General features: G+C 65.6%; 20 protein-coding genes. 17 read left to right on the forward strand and 3 right to left on the reverse strand.

What is annotated here, in order from left to right:
• Positions 1 to 64: 64 nt before the first annotated feature.
• Positions 65 to 1465, reverse strand: a complete 1401-nt coding sequence (locus AOT87_RS05045; RefSeq protein WP_057966797.1) for an amidase — start codon at positions 1463 to 1465, stop codon at positions 65 to 67.
• 73 nt (positions 1466 to 1538) lie between these two features.
• Between AOT87_RS05045 and recO the strand changes: the two genes are divergently transcribed.
• Genes recO through AOT87_RS05060 form a run of 3 tightly spaced genes read left to right on the forward strand, consistent with a single transcriptional unit; the run spans position 1539 to position 3602 of the window.
• The gene (gene recO / locus AOT87_RS05050) at positions 1539 to 2324 is read left to right on the forward strand and encodes a DNA repair protein RecO (RefSeq protein ID WP_057966798.1); all 786 of its coding nucleotides are present in this window, start codon (positions 1539 to 1541) and stop codon (positions 2322 to 2324) included.
• Entirely contained in the window at positions 2287 to 3195 is a 909-nt protein-coding gene (locus AOT87_RS05055) for an isoprenyl transferase (RefSeq protein WP_081343188.1), read from the forward strand. The genes recO and AOT87_RS05055 overlap by 38 nt, the downstream gene beginning before the upstream one ends.
• On the forward strand, positions 3195 to 3602 hold the full coding sequence (locus AOT87_RS05060; protein ID WP_057966799.1) for a hypothetical protein: 408 nt from the start codon (positions 3195 to 3197) through the stop codon (positions 3600 to 3602). The genes AOT87_RS05055 and AOT87_RS05060 overlap by 1 nt, the downstream gene beginning before the upstream one ends.
• On the opposite strand, the gene AOT87_RS05065 is transcribed toward AOT87_RS05060, so the two are convergent.
• Both AOT87_RS05065 and AOT87_RS05070 read right to left on the reverse strand, forming a co-directional pair.
• Positions 3599 to 3991, reverse strand: a complete 393-nt coding sequence (locus AOT87_RS05065; RefSeq protein WP_030095202.1) for a Fur family transcriptional regulator — start codon at positions 3989 to 3991, stop codon at positions 3599 to 3601. The two genes, AOT87_RS05060 and AOT87_RS05065, sit on opposite strands and share 4 nt — an antisense overlap.
• A 35-nt stretch (positions 3992 to 4026) precedes the next feature.
• Positions 4027 to 4386, reverse strand: a complete 360-nt coding sequence (locus AOT87_RS05070) for a metalloregulator ArsR/SmtB family transcription factor (protein WP_005060366.1) — start codon at positions 4384 to 4386, stop codon at positions 4027 to 4029.
• A 489-nt stretch (positions 4387 to 4875) separates the two neighbouring features.
• Here AOT87_RS05070 and AOT87_RS05075 point away from each other — a divergent pair, with 489 nt between their 5' ends.
• The 14 genes from AOT87_RS05075 to AOT87_RS05140 are packed head-to-tail and all read left to right on the forward strand — an operon-like array spanning position 4876 to position 18476.
• Positions 4876 to 5958, forward strand: coding sequence for a hypothetical protein (locus AOT87_RS05075; RefSeq protein WP_078286031.1), 1083 nt, complete (start codon positions 4876 to 4878; stop codon positions 5956 to 5958).
• A complete protein-coding gene (locus AOT87_RS05080) occupies positions 5930 to 7126 on the forward strand; it encodes an N-acetyltransferase (RefSeq protein WP_081343187.1) in 1197 nt (398 codons plus the stop codon). The genes AOT87_RS05075 and AOT87_RS05080 overlap by 29 nt, the downstream gene beginning before the upstream one ends.
• Positions 7126 to 8106 carry an NAD-dependent epimerase/dehydratase family protein gene (locus AOT87_RS05085; protein WP_046253241.1) on the forward strand — a complete coding sequence of 327 codons (981 nt, stop codon included), beginning with the start codon at positions 7126 to 7128 and terminating at the stop codon, positions 8104 to 8106. The genes AOT87_RS05080 and AOT87_RS05085 overlap by 1 nt, the downstream gene beginning before the upstream one ends.
• On the forward strand, positions 8103 to 9161 hold the full coding sequence (locus AOT87_RS05090; RefSeq protein WP_057966801.1) for a fatty acid desaturase: 1059 nt from the start codon (positions 8103 to 8105) through the stop codon (positions 9159 to 9161). Before AOT87_RS05085 ends, AOT87_RS05090 begins: the two co-directional genes overlap by 4 nt.
• Positions 9158 to 10513, forward strand: a complete 1356-nt coding sequence (locus AOT87_RS05095; RefSeq protein ID WP_057966802.1) for an aminotransferase class III-fold pyridoxal phosphate-dependent enzyme — start codon at positions 9158 to 9160, stop codon at positions 10511 to 10513. Before AOT87_RS05090 ends, AOT87_RS05095 begins: the two co-directional genes overlap by 4 nt.
• Entirely contained in the window at positions 10510 to 12018 is a 1509-nt protein-coding gene (locus AOT87_RS05100; protein WP_057966803.1) for a pyridoxal-dependent decarboxylase, read from the forward strand. The genes AOT87_RS05095 and AOT87_RS05100 overlap by 4 nt, the downstream gene beginning before the upstream one ends.
• Positions 12015 to 12725: a hypothetical protein gene (locus AOT87_RS05105; RefSeq protein WP_057964112.1), complete on the forward strand. Its 711-nt coding sequence runs from the start codon at positions 12015 to 12017 to the stop codon at positions 12723 to 12725. Before AOT87_RS05100 ends, AOT87_RS05105 begins: the two co-directional genes overlap by 4 nt.
• Positions 12722 to 13240, forward strand: a complete 519-nt coding sequence (locus AOT87_RS05110; RefSeq protein WP_030095211.1) for a hypothetical protein — start codon at positions 12722 to 12724, stop codon at positions 13238 to 13240. Before AOT87_RS05105 ends, AOT87_RS05110 begins: the two co-directional genes overlap by 4 nt.
• Positions 13237 to 13989, forward strand: coding sequence for a hypothetical protein (locus AOT87_RS05115; RefSeq protein ID WP_057966804.1), 753 nt, complete (start codon positions 13237 to 13239; stop codon positions 13987 to 13989). The genes AOT87_RS05110 and AOT87_RS05115 overlap by 4 nt, the downstream gene beginning before the upstream one ends.
• A 2-nt stretch (positions 13990 to 13991) precedes the next feature.
• Positions 13992 to 14930, forward strand: coding sequence for an ABC transporter ATP-binding protein (locus AOT87_RS05120; RefSeq protein ID WP_057966805.1), 939 nt, complete (start codon positions 13992 to 13994; stop codon positions 14928 to 14930).
• Entirely contained in the window at positions 14927 to 15697 is a 771-nt protein-coding gene (locus tag AOT87_RS05125) for an ABC transporter permease (protein ID WP_057966806.1), read from the forward strand. The genes AOT87_RS05120 and AOT87_RS05125 overlap by 4 nt, the downstream gene beginning before the upstream one ends.
• 12 nt (positions 15698 to 15709) lie before the next feature.
• The gene (locus AOT87_RS05130; protein ID WP_030095215.1) at positions 15710 to 15952 is read left to right on the forward strand and encodes a phosphopantetheine-binding protein; all 243 of its coding nucleotides are present in this window, start codon (positions 15710 to 15712) and stop codon (positions 15950 to 15952) included.
• The gene (locus tag AOT87_RS05135; protein WP_109398852.1) at positions 15949 to 17610 is read left to right on the forward strand and encodes a fatty acyl-AMP ligase; all 1662 of its coding nucleotides are present in this window, start codon (positions 15949 to 15951) and stop codon (positions 17608 to 17610) included. The genes AOT87_RS05130 and AOT87_RS05135 overlap by 4 nt, the downstream gene beginning before the upstream one ends.
• Positions 17607 to 18476, forward strand: a complete 870-nt coding sequence (locus AOT87_RS05140) for an ABC transporter permease (RefSeq protein WP_070947355.1) — start codon at positions 17607 to 17609, stop codon at positions 18474 to 18476. Before AOT87_RS05135 ends, AOT87_RS05140 begins: the two co-directional genes overlap by 4 nt.
• Positions 18477 to 18505 lie beyond the last annotated feature (29 nt).

The raw sequence follows: 18505 nt of genomic DNA on the forward strand, positions 1-18505 counted from the left end.
GGTTGTGGCGAATTTGTGTGAGACGAAACCGCCACAACCTCGGTCTCGACGCAAAGGGGGGCACTCACCACCAGGGGTCGGGGGTTTCCGATGCCCAATCGTTGATCGACTCCAGCTGCGCCGCAAGCGAAATGAGCAACGGCTCGCTGTTCGCCGGGCCCATCAGCTGCACTCCGATGGGCAACCCGTCTTGGGTGAACCCGGCGGGCACGTTGACCGACGGCCACCCGAGCACATTCCACGGCCACGTCATGGGGCAGGCGGCGATCTGTCCGCGGTCCGTGGCGATGCTGCCGACATCGTCGAAATCGTAGATACCCGTCGGCGGCTGGGCGGTGGTCGGTGCCAACACCACGTTGAAGCTGCCGAAGATCTTGCCGACGCGTGCCTGCAATCGCGGCTCGGCCGCGCGCGCTCGCCGCAGCGCCCAGCCCGCCAGTCGTCGGCCCGTGCGCATGTTCGTGACGGTGCGCTGGTCCCAATTCGCCCCGGCGTCGAGCCGTTCGCGCCACGGCAGCAGCCCCGCGGTGGCCCGCGGCAGGAAGTTCAGGCCGAGTCCGACGCCGTAGTCCGGGTCGCCCTCGGACACCATGTGTCCGAGGGAACGCAGCTGATGGCCCACATAGCGGGTGGCGGCTTCGATTGTCGGGTGAATGCTGGCGGGAAACGCCGAGAACGGAACCTTGAGCGACAGTGCGATGCGCAGCTGCCCCGGGTCTTCGTGGACGGCATCCAGCACCCGGACGTGCGGTGGCTGGTGCAAATCGCCGGCCACGTTGCCCGACGCGGCATCCAACAACAGCGCGGCGTCAGCGACCGTGCGGGCCAGGGGCCCGTGCACTGTTATCCCGTTGAACGCCTCGGCCAGTGGCCAGGTGGAGATCCGGCCACGTTGCGGCTTGATGCCGATCAGATGTGTCCACGCGGCGGGAATCCGCACGCTCCCAGCCCCATCCGAGCCGATGGCCCCGGCGATAAGCCCGGCCGCCACCGCCGCAGCGCTGCCGCCCGAGGATCCGCCCGGGGTGTGGTTGCGGCTCCACGGGTTGCGGGTGTGGCCGAAGCCGGGCCCACTGGTGAAGCCCCACTGACCCAGCTCGCAGGTATTGGTCTTGCCGACGATCACCGCGCCCGCGGACCGCAGCCGTCGTACCAGCTCGGCGTCCTCGGACTCCGAACCGACGGCCCCGGCGGTACCGAACGCGGTTGGGGTGCCCGCCAGATCGGTGTCGTCTTTGATAGCGATGGGCACGCCGAGCAACGGCAGCCGCTCACCGGCAGCTAATCGCTTGTCGGCCACCGCGGCGTCCGCGAGGGCGCTCTTGGTGCACACCACCCGGAACGCGTTGAGCGTCGGCTGGCTGGCTTTGATCGCGTTGAGCGCCGCGAGGGTCAGCGAAACGGAGCTGACCGAACCCTCTACCAGCGCGGAGGCCTGGGACGTCAGCGTGGGAAAGCCCGACATGACCAGAAGGGTAAGCCGTCGAAATAGTGCGTCAATGCGGGGATTCGTCGGTACCAGATGGGAAACTCTTCGAATGCGGCTTTATCGGGATCGTGCTGTTGTGCTGCGGCAGCACAAGCTCGGTGAGGCCGATCGCATCGTGACCCTGCTGACCCGCCAGCATGGCCTGGTCCGCGCGGTGGCCAAGGGGGTGCGCCGCACCCGCAGTAAGTTCGGGTCACGGCTGGAACCGTTTGCGCATATCGACGTGCAGCTGCATCCGGGACGCAATCTCGACATCGTCACGCAGGTGCAGGCCATCGACGCCTTCGCATCGGACATCGTCAGCGACTACGGCCGGTACACCACCGCCTGCGCCATCTTGGAGACCGCCGAGCGGATCGCGGGTGAAGAGCGTGCTCCGGCCGTCGCTCTGCACCGCCTCACCGTCGGCGCACTCAGGGCCATCGCCGATCAGCAGCGTTCGCGTGAGTTGGTTCTCGATGCATATCTGTTGCGCGCCATGAGCATTGCCGGATGGGCGCCCGCCATCAGCGAGTGTGCACGCTGCGCCACTCCCGGCCCGCATCGCGCCTTCCATGTGGCGGCGGGCGGCAGCGTCTGCGTGCACTGCCGTCCCGCGGGTGCGGCGACTCCGCCGCCGGGTGTGCTGGAGCTGATGGCCGCGCTCCATGACGGCGACTGGGCGGCCACCGATGACGTGCCGCAGAGCCAGCGCACCCAGGCCAGCGGATTGATCGCGGCGCATTTGCAGTGGCACCTGGAGCGCAAGCTGCGGACACTTCCGCTTGTCGAACGTGGGACCAGGTTAAATATGACCCATGGTGAAGAGCAGCCAGCCCGATCCGCAGCAGGATAAGTACTTCACGGATTGGGCCGACGTCCCCCCCGGCTACGCCCCGACGTTCCCGGACAAGACGGTGTTTCCTGCTGTTTTCCCCAAGCTGCTGCCCGGATCGGGCCCCGGTGGCACGCGGCCACATCCCGCGCCCAAGCATCCCTCGGGTGCCGTACCGCCGGTCATCCCCAAGGAACTGGTGCCCCGGCACGTCGCGGTGGTGATGGACGGCAACGGGCGCTGGGCACGGGCCCGTGGCTTGCCCCGCACCGAGGGGCACAAGATGGGCGAGGCCACCATGATGGACATGGTCTGTGGTGCCATCGAGATGGGTATCCCGTGGCTGACCACCTACGCGTTCTCGACGGAGAACTGGAGAAGGCCCGCGGACGAGGTTCGATTCCTGATGGGCTTCAACCGTGACGTGGTGAAGCGGCGACGCCATGACCTGAACAACATGGGCGTGCGGTTCCGTTGGGCGGGCCAGAAGACCCGGCTGTGGAGCAGCGTCTACAAGGAGCTCGAGATCACCGAGGAGCTCACCAAGAACAACAGCACGCTGACCTTGACCACGTGCATCAACTACGGGGGCCGGGCCGAGATCGCCGAGGCGACACGGAGGATCGCCCGCCTGGTGGAGTCCGGACAGCTCAAGCCTGACCGCATCACCGAAGAGACCATCGCCAAGTACCTCGACGAGCCGGACATGCCCGACGTCGATCTGTTCTTGCGGCCCTCGGGTGAGTTCCGGTCGAGCAACTTCATGATGTGGCAGTCGGCATACGCCGAGTTCGTGTTCCAGGAAAAGATGTACCCCGACTTCGACCGCCGCGATCTCTGGGCGGCCTGCCTCGAGTACGCGCAGCGCGACCGTCGATTCGGTACGGCGTAATGACCGACCCTGATAACGGAGCCGACGAGATTCTGGACCGGGTGTACCGCGTGCTGCACCCGGTGCTGCCGGTCACCAAGGAGCCCGATGGTGCGCTGAGGGCCGACTACGAGGGCACGCTCACCTCGATTCGCGCGGTCACCATCGCGGCGGGCCTGGATGTGGTGTCGCTGTCGCAGGTGTTGGCCTGGGATGTGGCGGTCAACGCGAAATCACGGCATCTGGTCGATGGGTTGGCGCAGAAGTCCCTGTTCGGAAACATTCTGTTGATCGCCAAGGGGCGCAAGGCAGATGTATTGCTGCGCTACAACTTTCCCGCCACCGAGATCTCGGACGAGGCATTGGTGACGCTCTTGCTCATGGTGTTCGCCACCGGGGCCGATGCGCGAAGGGCGCTGGGTAACTAGGAGTTCCGGCGCAGGGCGCTGCAACGACTGCACAGACCGAAGACCTCCACCGTGTGGTGGACAGCGGTGAATCCGTGCTCTTCGGCGATGTTAGTGGCCCATGCCTCGACCGCGCCGGCCTGCACTTCGACGGCGAAACCGCAACTCTGGCAGACCAAATGGTGATGGTGTCCGTCCGAACAGCGCCGGTACACCGATTCGCCGGTGTCGTTGCGCAGCACATCGACCTCGCCCGACGTCGACATCGACTGCAGAGTCCGGTAGACGGTGGTCAGGCCGATGCCTTCGCCGGTGCGTTTGAGTTCGTCGTGCAGCTCCTGCGCCGACCGGAATTCGTCGGTCCGGTTCAGCAGCGCGGTGATGGCGGCACGCTGGCGAGTAGACCGCACGGTGCCCGGCAGGGCTGCCCGCTCTTCGCGGACGTTCATCTCTGTTCCTCGGTGTGCGCCACCGCGTCGACGACGATATGAGAAAGGTGATCGTCGACGAGGCGGTACATGACCTCTCGCCCCTGACGTTCGCCGGAGACCACCCCGGCAGCCTTGAGGACGCGCAGATGCTGACTGATGAGCGGCTGGGCGACCCCGACCGCGTCCACTAACTCGTGGACGCAGCGCTGCGATTCGCGCAGCTGCAGCACGATGGCGATACGCACCGGCGCGGCAAGCGCGCGGAGCAGCTCACCGGACTGCTCGAGGATCTCGCGCGGGGGCAGCGGCCCGGGCGGTGTGAGCGGAGCATGCGGTGGCTCGTCATGTGCGGAACTAAGCACGGTGTTCACCACGGCGCTTCACCTCAACCTGAATCACGCCCCGGCCTGTCCGGAGACCCAACATGGGGTCCGGCGGCAAACCGGGCCCATCTATTGAGGGTAGTGGCCGATGCCCGATCTGGCGGTAAGGGTGTGGCCGTGGCGGCCGGGGGGCGGTGCCGACTCGGGTCATGACAGTAGTGTGCCGCCGAATCTCCACAAGTTTGCTGAAACACACGAATTCGTCAGCCTTAGATGCGGCGGGTGAAGCAGAAGGGCCTGCACGTCTGCTCATGGCGGGCGATTTGATAACGGCGTCCTGGTGTTCACTCCAGGTCGGTCCGCTGGGGTTTCGGGTCTGTCGCATCGTAATTTATGCACCTCAATCGGCTAGTCGTGGGTGAGGAGTGTCACAGCCCGCTCCCAGGTCGCGGCGTTGACACGGCGTCGCCCGATCTCTACGTTATGAAAACGATAATCATTACCAATTAAGTCTATGACGCCTACCTGAGGATGATCGCCATGGCCACCTTTGCTACCGGCACCGACGAGCTGAAGAACACCGACGGTGTGAACCGGCCAGGGTGGTTTGTCAGCAGACGCGTCGACATCCTCTTCGTCTTCGGTTTGGGCGCGTTGTTGTCGGCGGTGCTCTTCGCGGCCGACGGGCACAAGGGCGTATTCCTCGTCGGTGCGGTGACCTTTTCACTGCTCTCCGACCTCCCGCATGTGCTGACGACGACGGCGCGCGTGTGGATGGATCCCCGCGAGCGGTCCCGGTTCTGGGCGCACTACGTGATCAGCTTCGCGGTGGTCGCCGTGATCGTCGGCACGTTGTGGTTCGGCGGCTGGATGGTGCCGCTGCTGGCCATCTGGGCCTATTGGCAGGTGTTCCACGTGCTCAAACAGCACTTCGGCATCATCAACATCTACGCGGCGAAGAATGGTTACAAGGGCCCGCGCAATCGGATCAAGTACGCGCTGTACGCCGTCTGCCTGGCTCCGGTGCTGTACCGGGCAAGCCAGGGCCTGAACTTCTCCGAGTATGTGGTCTTCGGTCACCGACTGCCCTTCTCGAACCTGAGCGTGCCGGTGCCGCCCATTCCCGGATTTTTGGTTATCGGTGGATTCGTCTGTGCCGCAGTCATGTTGGGTATCGCTATCTGGGAGCAGGTGCAGCTGAAGAGGGCCGGGCAGCGCACGCTCCCGGCCATGGCGGTGGCCACCTTCGTCATCGCGGCGCTGTCCTACAACCTGTCCTACCTACTGGTCTCGGACCTCTTCGCGCTCATCCTGATCGCGACGACAACGCACAGCCTGCAGTACCACCTGATCAACTGGACGCGGAACAACACCCGCTTCGCGCGCACCGAGGATCCGGGTGAGAAGAAGCTGCTGCTGGCACGGCTCTCGACGCGTAAGGCGCTGCCGCTGTACATCGCGTTCTTCGGGGGGCTGGGCATCCTCGCCGGGCAGCTCGACACCGTGATCTTCGCGGTCCCGCTCACCTTCGTACTGCACCACTTCTACATGGACGGCGCGCTGTGGAAGAGCAAGGGCAATCCCGAACTGGCCCATGACCTCGGAATTGTCCGTGCTGGATAACGAACTGATTCAGCAGCCTGCCGGGCAGCGGCAGGGGCGCCCGCCGGTCTCGGTGCGCCGCGTCGCATCGCGTCGTGACGCCAGGCAGTTCATCTCGATGCCCTGGCGCCTCTACGGTGACGACCCGCACTGGCGCCCGACGCTGCGCCGCGTCATGCACGCGAAGATGAACGCCAAGCACAACCCCCTGCACCAGGAGGTGCAGATTGAGAACTTCGTCGCCTATCGCGGCGATAACCCCGTCGGCCGCATCTCCGCCAGCATCGACTCGGCATACGTGCAGCGCTACGGCGACTGCGCATTCTTCGGATTCTTCGAGAGCGAGGACGACGAAGCGGTTGCGGGCGCCCTGCTGAGAACGGCCGAACAGTGGGCCGTGCGTCGAGGTATCACCAAAATGGTCGGCCCGTTCAGCTACACCTCACGTGAGGAGGTGGGCCTGCTGATCTCCGGGTACGACAAGGCGCCGGCGGTCATGCAGCCGTACAACCCCCAGTACTACCCGGGGCTGGTGGAGGCGGCCGGATATCGCAAGAAGTTCGATACCGCCTCATTCCGCTGGCATGTCGACGGCAACCCGCAAGTCCAGCAGCGCCTGCTTAAGCGCGCCGACGCGGTGATGCGTGATCAGGGAGTGTCGGTGCGTTCGGTGCGGATGCGCGACTACGCCGACGAACTGGAGATGCTGCGCGGTCTCTACAACGACTCCTTCGCGCATCATCCCGAGAATGTCCCGCTCAGCCGCGAGGTGTTCTCGGGTATGGCCGCCGAGATGCGGCCGCTGATCGACCCGAACATCGTGCGGATCGTCGAATCCGATGGCACCCCAGTCGGATTCCTGCTGATGCTGCCGGACGTCAACGAGGTCACCGGGTGCTCGGGCCGGCTCACTCCCGCGCTGCTGGCACGGCTCGCGGTCCGGTGCCACGGCCGTATCCGGGGAATCGACACCGCCGTGGTGGTGCTCATCGGCGCGGTGCAGACCCAGTTCGGGGCGGGGATCGGACGAATCCTGGCGGGAGAGATCGTGCGGACGATCACCGGCAGCGGCTATTCGTCGGTGGCCACCACCTGGGTGCACGAGGACAATGTGTGGTCCAATTCGCTTACCTCCCAGATGAAGACAGACCCGGAAAAAATTCATCGGGTCTACCAGAAGGCCCTGTGATGGGCGGCCGGACGTTGGTCACCGGGGCCACCGGGTACCTGGGCTCCACCCTCGTCGAGTCCTTGGTGCAGGCTGGCGAGCAGGTCACGGTTCTGACGAACCCGCACGATCCCGCCGTCCTCGGTGACGCGCTGCGCCCGCATGTCGATGTGGCCGTCGCCGACATCACCGATGCGCAGAGCATCGACGACGCGATGCGCGGTGTGTCCCACGTGTATCACCTCGCCGGTATCGCATCACCGAACTCGCGACTCGGACACAGAATTTGGCAGACCAATGTGCTGGGCACCTACCACGTGGCCCGGGCTGCGCTCGAACACGGTGTGCAGCGGGTGGTGCACGTTTCCTCCACCGCTGCCATCGGGTACCCACGCAACGGCGTGGTGGCCGATGAAGACTTCGACCTGCGCGATTCGGTACTGGACAACGTGTATTCGGCGACCAAACGTGCGGGTGAGCGTCTGATGCTGGACTTCGCCGAGCGCGGTCTGGATGTGGTGGTCGTGAACCCCGCCGCCGTGTTCGCGCCAGGTACGGGGCCGGCCCGATCCTGGCAGGGCCTGTTGGTCGCCGCCCGCAAGGGCCTGCTGCGCGTGGTGCCACCCGGCGGGACGGCGGTGTGCTCTGCACAGGATTTCGTGGTGGGCATCACCGCGGCAATGGCGAAGGGCGACAACGGGCGCCGGTACATCTTGAGCACCGCCAATCTGTCCTACCGGCAGATCGGGGAGCTGCTCGTGACCGCGGTAGGGCGCGAGCACCCGGTGCGGTCCGCGCCCATGGGACTGTTCCGGGCGGTGGGCAAGGGCAACAGGCTGGTCCGCGACATCTCCTTGCGCTTCGACCCCGACGACGCGCTGATTCCCGAGAACGTCGAACTGATGGCCCGCGAGCTGTACTACGCGCCCGACAGGGCGGTGCGAGAGCTGGGCATTCCCCAGGTATCCACCCACGAGTTGATAGCGGAGTTTGTGCGATGACGGTCGAGGCACGGCAGGTGCAGGGCGGCTCCAAGGAAGTGCTCGGCATTTCGATGGCGGATGCGCGCTCACTGGTGGCAGACCTGGCCGCCCGCCGCCAGTGGATCTATTGGCTGGACCTGGCCGCCTGTGTGACAGTCGGATACACCGCGTTCCTGTTGTGCCCGGCGGGCGATCTGCTCTCACTTCCGGCTGCGGCCTGCATCGTGGTGGCGGCCTTCGCGTTCTACCGCGCCGTGTTGTTTGTCCACGAGCTCGTGCATGCCGAGCGTGACCTGCGCTGGTTCTCGATGGTGTGGCACGTGGTGTGTGGAATCCCGCTGCTGGTACCGAAATTCACTTTCGAGTTCCATCACGAACACCACGCGTCACGCACCTACGGCACCGCCGAAGACGGTGAGTATGTGGCCTACGGCAGTGAGCCGCGATGGCGGGTAATCCTGTTGCCGTTCACCGCGGCGGTCGGCCCGCTGGCGTTCGTCTTCCGGTTCCTGGTGCTGGGGCCGCTGAGCTGGCTGATTCCCGCGATCCGGCCCGCCGTGCTGACGCGGGCTTCGTCGCTCATGATCGACGCCGACTTCGAGCGCCCGTTACCGCCCGCAGGCACACCCCGCTCCTGGCTGATACAGGAAATCGCCTGTTTCGCATACACATCGGCCATGCTGGTGCTGCTGCTCCTGGGCGCGTACTCGCCGATGCGGCTGGTGGAGGCGTATCTGGTGGTGGCGCTGGCGTTGTTCGTGAACTGGTTGCGGGTACTGGCGGCACACCGGTACGAGGGCACGACCGAACGCATGACCTTCCCTGAGCAGATCCTGGACTCCATCGATCACCCGTCGGTGCCCGTGCTGGGTGCACTGTGGGCCCCGGTCGGCCTGCGTTTCCACGCGGTGCATCACTTCTTTCCCCAGCTGCCGTACCACCAGTTGGGGGAGGCGCGCCGCCGGCTGGAGGCGGCGATTCCACCGGATGCCGGGTACTGGACCACCGAAGACCGTTCACTTGCCTCATCGTTGCGGCGGCTACTGGCTCACCCACGCAAGGAGGCGTCATGACTGCCGACCAATTGACTTCTACGGCAAGGGAATCTCGGGCGGCCACCTACTCCCGCCGGCTGCCGATACGGCCAATCGAGGCGCGGGGCGCCCGGGTGCGTGCCGATGACGGCCGCTGGTACGTCGATTGCCTCGCCGCTGCCGGTGCCATGTCGCTGGGCTGGAACCACCCGGTCATCAGTGAGGCCGTCATGAAGACAGTGTCCTCCGGGGAGCCGTTGCTCTCACTGGACTTTCACACACCGTCCCGCGACCGGTTCGTCGAGGAGCTGCTTTCGATTCTGCCGGTGAGGCTTGCCGCCGATGCCAGCATCCACTTGTGCTCACCCAGCGGGGCCAGCGCGGTGGAGGCCGCTCTCATGCTCGCCGAGGTGGCCACCGGCGGCCGTGAACACGTTGGGGTACAAGGCGGGTTCCATGGCTGCACGCGGGCCGCGCGCGCGGCGAGCTCCGGCGGGGGGCTGCGGCAGCAGCCGGTGGTGCTGTCGCCACAGGCGAGCTTTCTGCCTTACCCGCAGGAGTATCGCAGCCCGTTCGGCGTGGGCGGGGAGCAAGGCGTCGAACTCGCCATCGCCGCGGCCGATGCGCTGGCGCGTCCGCACAGTGGCGTGACGGCACCGGCATCGCTGATCGCCGAGTTCGTGCTCGGTGAGGGCGGGGTGATTCCTGCCCCGCCGCGCTGGGGACAGGCGCTGCGCTGCACCGCATCGACCCTCGGGGTTCCGCTGATCGCCGATGAGGTGCAGGCGGGCATGTTCCGCACGGGCCCGGCGTGGGCATTCCAGCACTGCGGTATCGAACCCGACATGGTGGTGATCTCGAAGGGGCTTGGATCCGGTATCCCCATCGCGGTCCTGGTGGTGCGCAAGGAGTTCGACGTGTGGGAACCCGGCGCGTTCACCGGGACGTTCCGTGGGAACGCCATGGCCTTCGCCGCCGCCAGTGCCGTGATTCGCTTCGCGCGGGAGAACGGTCTGCGTGCACAGGTGACCGCGCGGGGCAAGACCTTCCTGGATGGCTTGAATGCCATTGCATCCCAATCGAAGCTGGTGGGCGATGTACGCGGGGTCGGACTCATGCTGGGCGTGGAGATCGTGGATCCCGATCTGCCGTGGCGAGATGCTGCCGGGGCCCCTGCACCCGAGCTTGCCGCCGAGATTCAGCGCGCGTGCCTGCACCACGGCCTCATCGTGGAGACCGGTGGCCAGTACGGCAACGTGGTGCGCTTCTTGCCGCCGCTGACCATCGAGGAATCCGATATCGCCGCGGCGCTGAATGCATTTGAGTCGGCATTGGCAGTGGTGGAGCGCACTCGAGCGACCGCCGAGCCGGCATTGGTGGAATCTCGATGACCCCAACCCCAAGTCCCTTCGTGAGTGATTTCCTCACCGGGGAGAGTGCAGACGTGTACCGCGAGGCCGTCATGCTGGCGGCCGATCGGGCCGGCGCCGTGCTGGGCGGTGCCACCAAACCTGGCCTGGTGGAGGGTTATGCGGCGCTGAAAGACGATGCCGGGCGACTCGACCTCGATGACCCCGAGGGTGTCGGGCTGAGCCGGGCTCTGGATGAAGCAGCGGGGCTGCTGGCCGAGAAGTCCGTGGTGGTCACGCATCCGGCGTACCTGGCGCATCTGCACTGCCCGCCCGCGCTGCCGTCCCTGGCCGCCGAGGTACTGATCAGTGCGTTCAATCAGTCGATGGACTCCTTCGACCAAGCACCGGCCGCTACTGCGATCGAGCAGCAGGTTATCGAGTATCTCTGCAGCAGAATGGGGTACGGCCCTGGATCGGACGGGACCTTCACCAGCGGGGGTACTCAATCAAACCTGCAGGCATTGTTGCTCGCGCGGGATCTATTCGCCTACAAAACCTATGGGTGGGACATAGCCGCCCGGGGATTGCCGCCCCAGGCCAGTTCGTGGCGTGTGCTGTGCACGCGTCAGACGCATTTCTCGGTGCAACAGGCGCTGCGGCTGTTGGGTCTCGGGACCGCCGCGGTTCTCGAGGTACCGACCGACGAAGCCGGACGGCTGCGCGCCGAGGCACTCGTGGAAATCCTGGAGGATGCGGATCGCGCGGCCACGCCCGTATTCGCGCTCGTACTCACCGCCGGGACAACGGACTTCGGGGCGATCGATCCGCTGGAAGAGCCCATCGCCATGGCGCGGGCGCGCGGGATCTGGAGCCACGTGGATGCGTGTGCGGGTGGGTGCTTGATCTTCAGTGAACAGCACCGAAATCTGTTGCGCGGTATCGAGTCGGCGGACTCGGTTGCCCTGGATTTCCACAAGCTGCTCTTCCAGGCGATCAGTTGCAGCGCCCTGCTGGTGCGTAACCGGGAGAGCCTCGGTGTGCTTGCCGCACATGCCGATTACCTCAACCCCGAAAGTGACTCCGAGCACGATGTGCTCAATCTTGTGGGTAAGTCGTTGCAGACCACTCGGCGCTTCGACGCGCTCAAGGTGCTGGTCACTCTGCGTGCGGTGGGACAGCGGCATGTCGCGGCGATGATCGATGCCACCTGTGCGGCGGCGCGCGCCGCGGCGCAGGCAGCAGCCGAACATGCGGACCTGGAGCTGGCGGCGCCGGTGAGTACCAACACCGTGGTGTTGCGCTGGCGGCAGCCGGGCGTCCGGTCCGAGGCGTGCGATGGTGTCAATGACGCGGTCCGCGCCGAGCTGGCGCGTACCGGCAGAGCGATTGTGGGCCGCTCCAGTGCGGCTGGGGGACAGGCGATCAAGCTCACCTTCGTCAATCCCTTAGTCACGGCGTCGATGGCGGCCGCGATGGTCTGCGAGATAGCCGCCCACGGTAACCGGATCTGGTCGGCCCGCGTTCCGGAGGCCAGCGCCGTATGAGCAATCCGTTGGTACGCGTCGAGCGTGTGCCCGCCGACGACGCACGCTTTGCCTGGGCCAAGAATGTCGAGTTCACGATTTTCGGTCTGGAGAACGATTTCGCCGGGGATGTCGATATCGCGGCGGGGGAGATGGTGCATTACCGCCCGTGGGAGCGGTCCTCGGAGATTTACGTCGGCTTCACCGAGGAATCGCGCGAGCACCCCGTTGGGGTACTGCGTTCGTTGCGATATGACCCCGAGCTCGGATTCGGTAGCTTCAGCACCTTGCGCGACGCCCGGAGCTTCCGGGGACACGGTGGCCCGGCGCGCAATTATCTTTATCCGCAGTGGGATTCGTTCTTCGAGGAGCTGGCGCCGGAGCGTATCGCCGAGCTGGCCACACAGGGCGTGCGCAAGAAGTTCCGGCGCGCCGGAATGATCGAGCAGATCTGGCAGGCATTCTTCGGAGCCCTGGCCGCCGACGGTGTCCAGTTTGTGACGGTGGCGCTGGTGGTGCCACTGTTCGACTGGTACCAGCACCTGCTGCCGCACCGGTTGCACCAGATCGGTGACATTCTGCCCGACTACATCGGTGCCGACAGCGTGCCGGCCGTCCTGGACATCAGCGGCTCGTTCGTCCACGACGCCACCGACGCCGTACGAGACGGCTCACTGCTGACTGCTACCACCGCACTTCCGTCCCCCGATAAGGAAAGAACCAGATGAGATCGATTCACACCGAAGAACATGTCTTCCGCAAAGTCAGCGAGATCGACTGTCCCGTAGACAAAGTGTGGGAGCGGGTGACCACGCAAGAGGGCATCAACGACGAGATGGGCCCGTACATGAAGATGACGATGCCCAAGCAGTTCCGGGGCCGTTCCATCGCGGACGTCACTCCGGGCACCCGGATCGGTAAGAGCTTCCTGCTGTTGTTCGGTGTCCTGCCCTTCGGGTTCGACGACATCACAGTGGCCCGGCTCGAGCCCGGCCGGATGTTCCGTGAGGAGTCGCTCATGACCGGTATGCGGGTGTGGGTGCACCACCGCACCCTGGAACCGGTGGCATCCGAGACGGGTGAAAAGACACGGGTAACCGACGAGATCACCCTTGCCCCGCAGGCGCCGTTGGGGCTGATCCCCGGGTGGGGGAGATTGATGAGCAAGGTCCTGGCGGCGTTCTTCGCGCACCGGCACCGGCGGCTGAGCCGGACCCTGTCCGCCACCGGAGCTCTGCGATGAGACGTCTGGGCACGGCCGCCGCCGTTGCGCTGTCGGCCGCGCTGGCGGCTGCCTGCGCACCGGTGAACGAGGAGGCGGGCAAGCCCGTCGGGCATGCCTTCGCGCTGTTGAAATATCCGTCTGCACAGGGAGATCCGGCGTCCGAGCCGCAGGGTAAATCGCCTTTCGGTGACTATGCGCTGGAGGTCTCCGGCTCGGTGACCTATCTCGGGGAGACCACTGCGCTGCCCGGTGCCGGTGTCATGACCGTCGGCCCGGGCCCGCGGCGCGGAGAACTGAAGATCGAACAGTATTACCAGGGCGACCGATTCCCCTACGAAACCGGAATCGTCTCCGGCGGGGAGGGTAAGCCCAGCGCCCTGGATGCCATCACCATCGTCAACCCGCTGGATTCGCGGGTGACACTGCAATGCACCATCGACGGTGGAATCACCCTGTCCGACATCGATAGTGAGCGTGAGCTCAGCGGCACCTGTGGCGGGGGAGCCAAGGCCCACGGTCACATCAAACCCGAGGGCACCCGCAAGGCGAATTGGCGCGACAAGCCGGTCGAACTCGTACGGACCGTCCTGGATCTCACCGTCACCGGCGCAAGCAGCGGCCAGATCCACCAGATCAACGAGGTACCCAAGGACAGCACGGTTGGCAGCTTCCCGCTGTACACGTCGATCGACGTGAACATGACGGCCCAGGGCATCAGCCTTGCCGAGAAGCTGGAACGCCACGTCCTCCCGAAAGTGAAGGGCTGAGCATGGCCACAGATACGAACACTCCCGCACTGCGGGCGACAGACCTGGTGAAGGAGTACCCCGGCGCCGAGGCTCGCGCCGTTGACGGGCTGAATCTGACGATCCCGCAAGGCATCGTCTACTGCCTGCTCGGCAGGAACGGTGCCGGCAAGACCACCACCATCCGCATGGCGACCACACTGCTGGCGCCCACCAGCGGGGAGCTTGAGGTGCTCGGGATTCCGGTCGACAAGACCAAGGAGCTGCGACCGCTGATCGGCGTGGCGCTGCAAGAGGTGGCACTGGATCTGTGGATGTCGCCGGTCGAGCAGATCCGGATGAGCCTGGCCATCGCCGGTTGGCCCAAGGGACAGCGAAAGTCCCGCGAGGAAGAACTCGTCGAACAGTTCGGCTTGGGCAGCTACCTGAACCGGAAGGTGGGTGCCCTCTCGGGCGGCATGCGCCGCCGTGTCGATGTCGCACTGGCGGTGGCCCACAACCCGCAGATGTTGTTCCTCGACGAGCCGTCCAGCGGGCTGGACATCGAAGGAAAACAGGAGGTGTGGAATGCCATCCGGCTGCTACGCGCCGAAGGACGCACCGTCGTGTTGACGACACACGATATGGACGAGGCGGTGTCGCTCGCCGACGAGGTCGGCATTGTCAAGAGTGGTCAGCTTGTCGCCTCGGGTTCCACCCAGGAGTTCACCCGCAGTCACGGCTACGCGGTCGAGATCTCCGCCGGCGGTGACATCTCCGAAGACACCGCCAAGGAACTGTCGGCCGTGGGGTATGCCGTGCAGCGCACAGACACCGGGACCCTCTCCGGGACGTTGGATTCCGCATCGGCATCGGAACTGGGTGCGTTGAGCGCCGAACTGGGCCGGATCGGCCTGGGCGCGGCCAACATCGAAGTGCGATCCACCTCGCTGCGCGACGCATTTTTGGAGGTAACCCAGTGACCGCCTTGTCCAACACGGCACGACTTTTCCGCCGCTATGTCGTAGTGGGCTTGCGGCAGCCGGTTTTCGGGTTCATCTTCCCGATCGTGTTCCCGGTCGTTCTCGTGATCTTCGTACGCTCGATGTTCCAGCGCGTCGCGGATCTTCCGGGATTCCCGCTGTCCTCATACACCGCGTACATCGCGCCGGGGCTCATCATGCTCATCCCGATGCTCGGTGCAGGGTATGGCGCCGGAACCCTCATCGACGAGATCAGATCGGGATTCACCGACCGGCTACGGCTGTACGGCGTGTCCACCGGCCAGATCATGGCGGCCAAGATCGGCTTCGAGATGTTCCGCATCCTGCCGGCGGCGGTCATCGTCATCGGACTGCTGGCCTTCCTCGACGCACCACTGCGGGCCGGTCTGCTCACCGGAGTTTTCCTGGTCCTGGTGATGTTCCTGTGGTCGGCGGCGTACAGCTCGCTGTTCTACCTGGTGGCGTTGCGCACGCTCAATCCGCAGGCGCCGGTGGCGATGCTGCCGCTGGCGTTGCCGGTGCTCTTCGTCAGCCAGGCACTCATGCCCTCGGTGTTCTTGTCCGACTGGCTCAGGATCAGCATCAACGCGAACCCCTTCTCGCACATCGTGTCCGCCGCTTCCACGATCATGTACGGCAAATTCGACGCGATGCTCGTCGTCAAGGGTTCGCTGGTGGCCATCGGCATGTTCGCACTGCTGCAAATCCCCATCCATCTGGTGATCCGCCGGAAAATTGGCAAGTAGAGGCTTGGAAAAATGGAAACCACGTCAGAAGTCCGGGAGTTCCTCATCGAGTTCATCGCCGAGGAACTCGAGATGCCCACCGGGGATGTCAACGACTTCTCCGAGTTGGTGGGTGATCTTGGATTCGACTCGCTATCGTTCGCGGTAGGAGTTTCGGAGATCAAGGGCCGCTTCGGTATTCAGCTGACCAAGGATGATGTCTTCGAGTGCAAGACACTCGGGGCGTTGATCGAGCTGGTGGAGAGCCGGCTGTGAAGACGACGAACCCGGTGATCGACAGACTGCGCGACAGTGCTGCGGTCACCGAGCGTGGCCTCACCTGCGCGCCGATCAACCCCGACGGCACCTCGCGGTTGGAGGAGCTGAGCACCGTGTCGTGGGCCGACGTGCACCGGCGGGGGCTGCGCATCGCGGGCTCCCTGCAGGCGGCGGGTGTGCGACCCGGCGATGCGGTGGCCGTATTGGCCGGTGCCCCGGGGGAAATCGCGCCGTTGGTGCAGGGCATCTGGATGTCCGGTGCCTCGGTGACCATGCTGCATCAGCCCACGCATCGCTCCGACATGGAACTGTGGATCGAGGACACTGGCAAGGCGCTGGCCGCGGTGGGCTCCTCGATCGTGGTGGTCGGTGATCCGTTCCTGGCGGCCGCGGGGCAGTTCGCCGCCGTGGGCGCTCGCGCTCTGGAGCTGCCGGGCCTGCTGACCGGTGCACCGGGGGAGATCGTCGACACCGACGAGGATGCTATTGCGTTCTTGCAGTTGACTTCCGGATCCACTGGTACGCCGAAGGCGGTCAGCATCACCTACCGCAACATCGAGGCCAATCTGCGGGCGATGGTCATCGCCTCGGGTGCCGATCCGGAATCCGATGTGGTGGTGAGCTGGCTGCCGCTCTTTCACGACATGGGCATGATGGGGTATCTCATCGTCCCGATGTGCCGGGGGATGAACACCGTCAGCGTGACGCCCATGGATTTTCTGGGCAACCCGCTGCTGTGGGCCGAGCTGATCAGCACCTACCGGGGCAGCATGACCGCCGGACCGAACTTCGCGTACTCACTGCTGGCGCGCAGGCTGCGTAAGGCGGCCGACGGTGCCTACGACCTGTCCTCGCTGCGATTCGCGCTCAGTGGTGCCGAGGCCATCGACGTCGCCACCCTGGAACGCTTTGCGGCCGAGGGCGCCCGGTTCGGAATGCGGGCCGATGCGATCGTTCCCGCCTACGGGATGGCGGAGGCCACGCTGGCGGTTTCCTTTGTGCGCCGTGGTGAGGGTTACCAGGTATTGCCCCCGCATCCGGATCTGGTCGCCGGCCCGGGTGACGAGGCCAGTGCCCGTGTTGCGCTGGGGCTTCCGCTGCCGGGGTGTGAGGTGCGGGTGGTGGCCGAGGACCGCTCGGTGCTGCCCACGGGGGCGATCGGTGAGCTCGAGATCCGTGGGGAGAACGTCACCGCCGGGTACCGCACCGCGGCCGGATTCGAATCGATGCTCGATGCACAGGGCTGGCTGTCCACGGGTGATATCGGGTATCTCACCGCGGACGGGCAGCCGGTGATCTGCGGCCGCAAGAAGGACATCCTGATTATCTCGGGTCGCAACGTGCACCCCGAGGACATCGAACGGTCGGTCGTGGGGGTCCCGGGCGTGAGGTCGGGCGGTGTCGCCGCGGTGCGTCTGTCCACTGCTGCGGCGGGCGAGGGGTTCGCCATGGTGGCCGAATCTGCGTCGCATGCCGACAGCGAGGAGAGCGCACGCATTCGGGCCGAGGTGGCCGACCGCGTCTACCGCAGTCTGGGGGTGAGCCCGCGCGATGTCCATGTGGTCCCGGCCGGATGGATCCCCAAGACATCCTCGGGGAAGCTGCGCAGGAAAGCGACCACGGAACGGCTGACGAGGTGTGAACCGACCCGATGACGACACGGGAACAACAGGTCCGTGTCCGCTCTCTTATGTCCACAGTGGTTCGCCCACTGGGTGATCAAAGTGCGGGCTATCTGCGGCGCCATCCGATTGCCGCACTCACCACAGTGGGTGAGCAGTTCGTTCTTGGCATGCACACGCTGCGGTATTTCGCGGTCGATGTGGCGACGGGCCGCTTTCAGTGGGCGGAGTTTGTGCGGCAGGCGTCTTTCATGGCGGGCACGGCGGTGATGCCGACGGTGCTGGTGGCACTGCCCATCGGGGTGACACTCTCGATCCAATTCGCGCTGCTGGCCGGACAGGTCGGCGCGACCTCGCTGGCGGGCGCGGCCAGTGGGCTGGCGGTGGTGCGGCAGGCCGCCTCGTTGGTGGCGGCGATGCTGCTGGCCTCGGCGGTGGGCTCGGCGATGACAGCCGATCTCGGGTGCCGGACCATGCGCGAGGAGACCGCGGCCATGGAGGTCATGGGGGTATCGGTGGTGCGGCGCCTGGTGGTGCCGCGCTTCGCGGCGGCGATCGTTGTCGGTATTGCCCTCACCGGTGTGGTCTGCTTTGTCGGGTTCTTGGCCAGCTACTTGTTCAACGTCTACGTACAGGGCGGTGCCCCAGGCAGTTTCGTCGCGACCTTCGCGTCGTTCGCATCCACGGGTGATCTGTTACTGGCGCTGCTGAAGGCCGCGGTGTACGGCGCGATCGTGGCGGTGATCGCCTGCCAGAAGGGGCTGGCCGCACACGGCGGCCCGACCGGGGTGGCCAACTCGGTCAACGCGGCAGTGGTGGAATCCGTGTTGCTCCTGATGATTGTGAACGTTGTGGTCAGCCAGGTCTACACCATGTTGTTCCCGCGGGGGGTGCTGTGACGGCGACCCTGACGGACCCCCGGGTGGCG

The sequence above is a fragment of the Mycobacteroides sp. H003 genome (assembly GCF_001440135.1).
Lineage (GTDB): Bacteria > Actinomycetota > Actinomycetes > Mycobacteriales > Mycobacteriaceae > Mycobacterium > Mycobacterium gwanakae.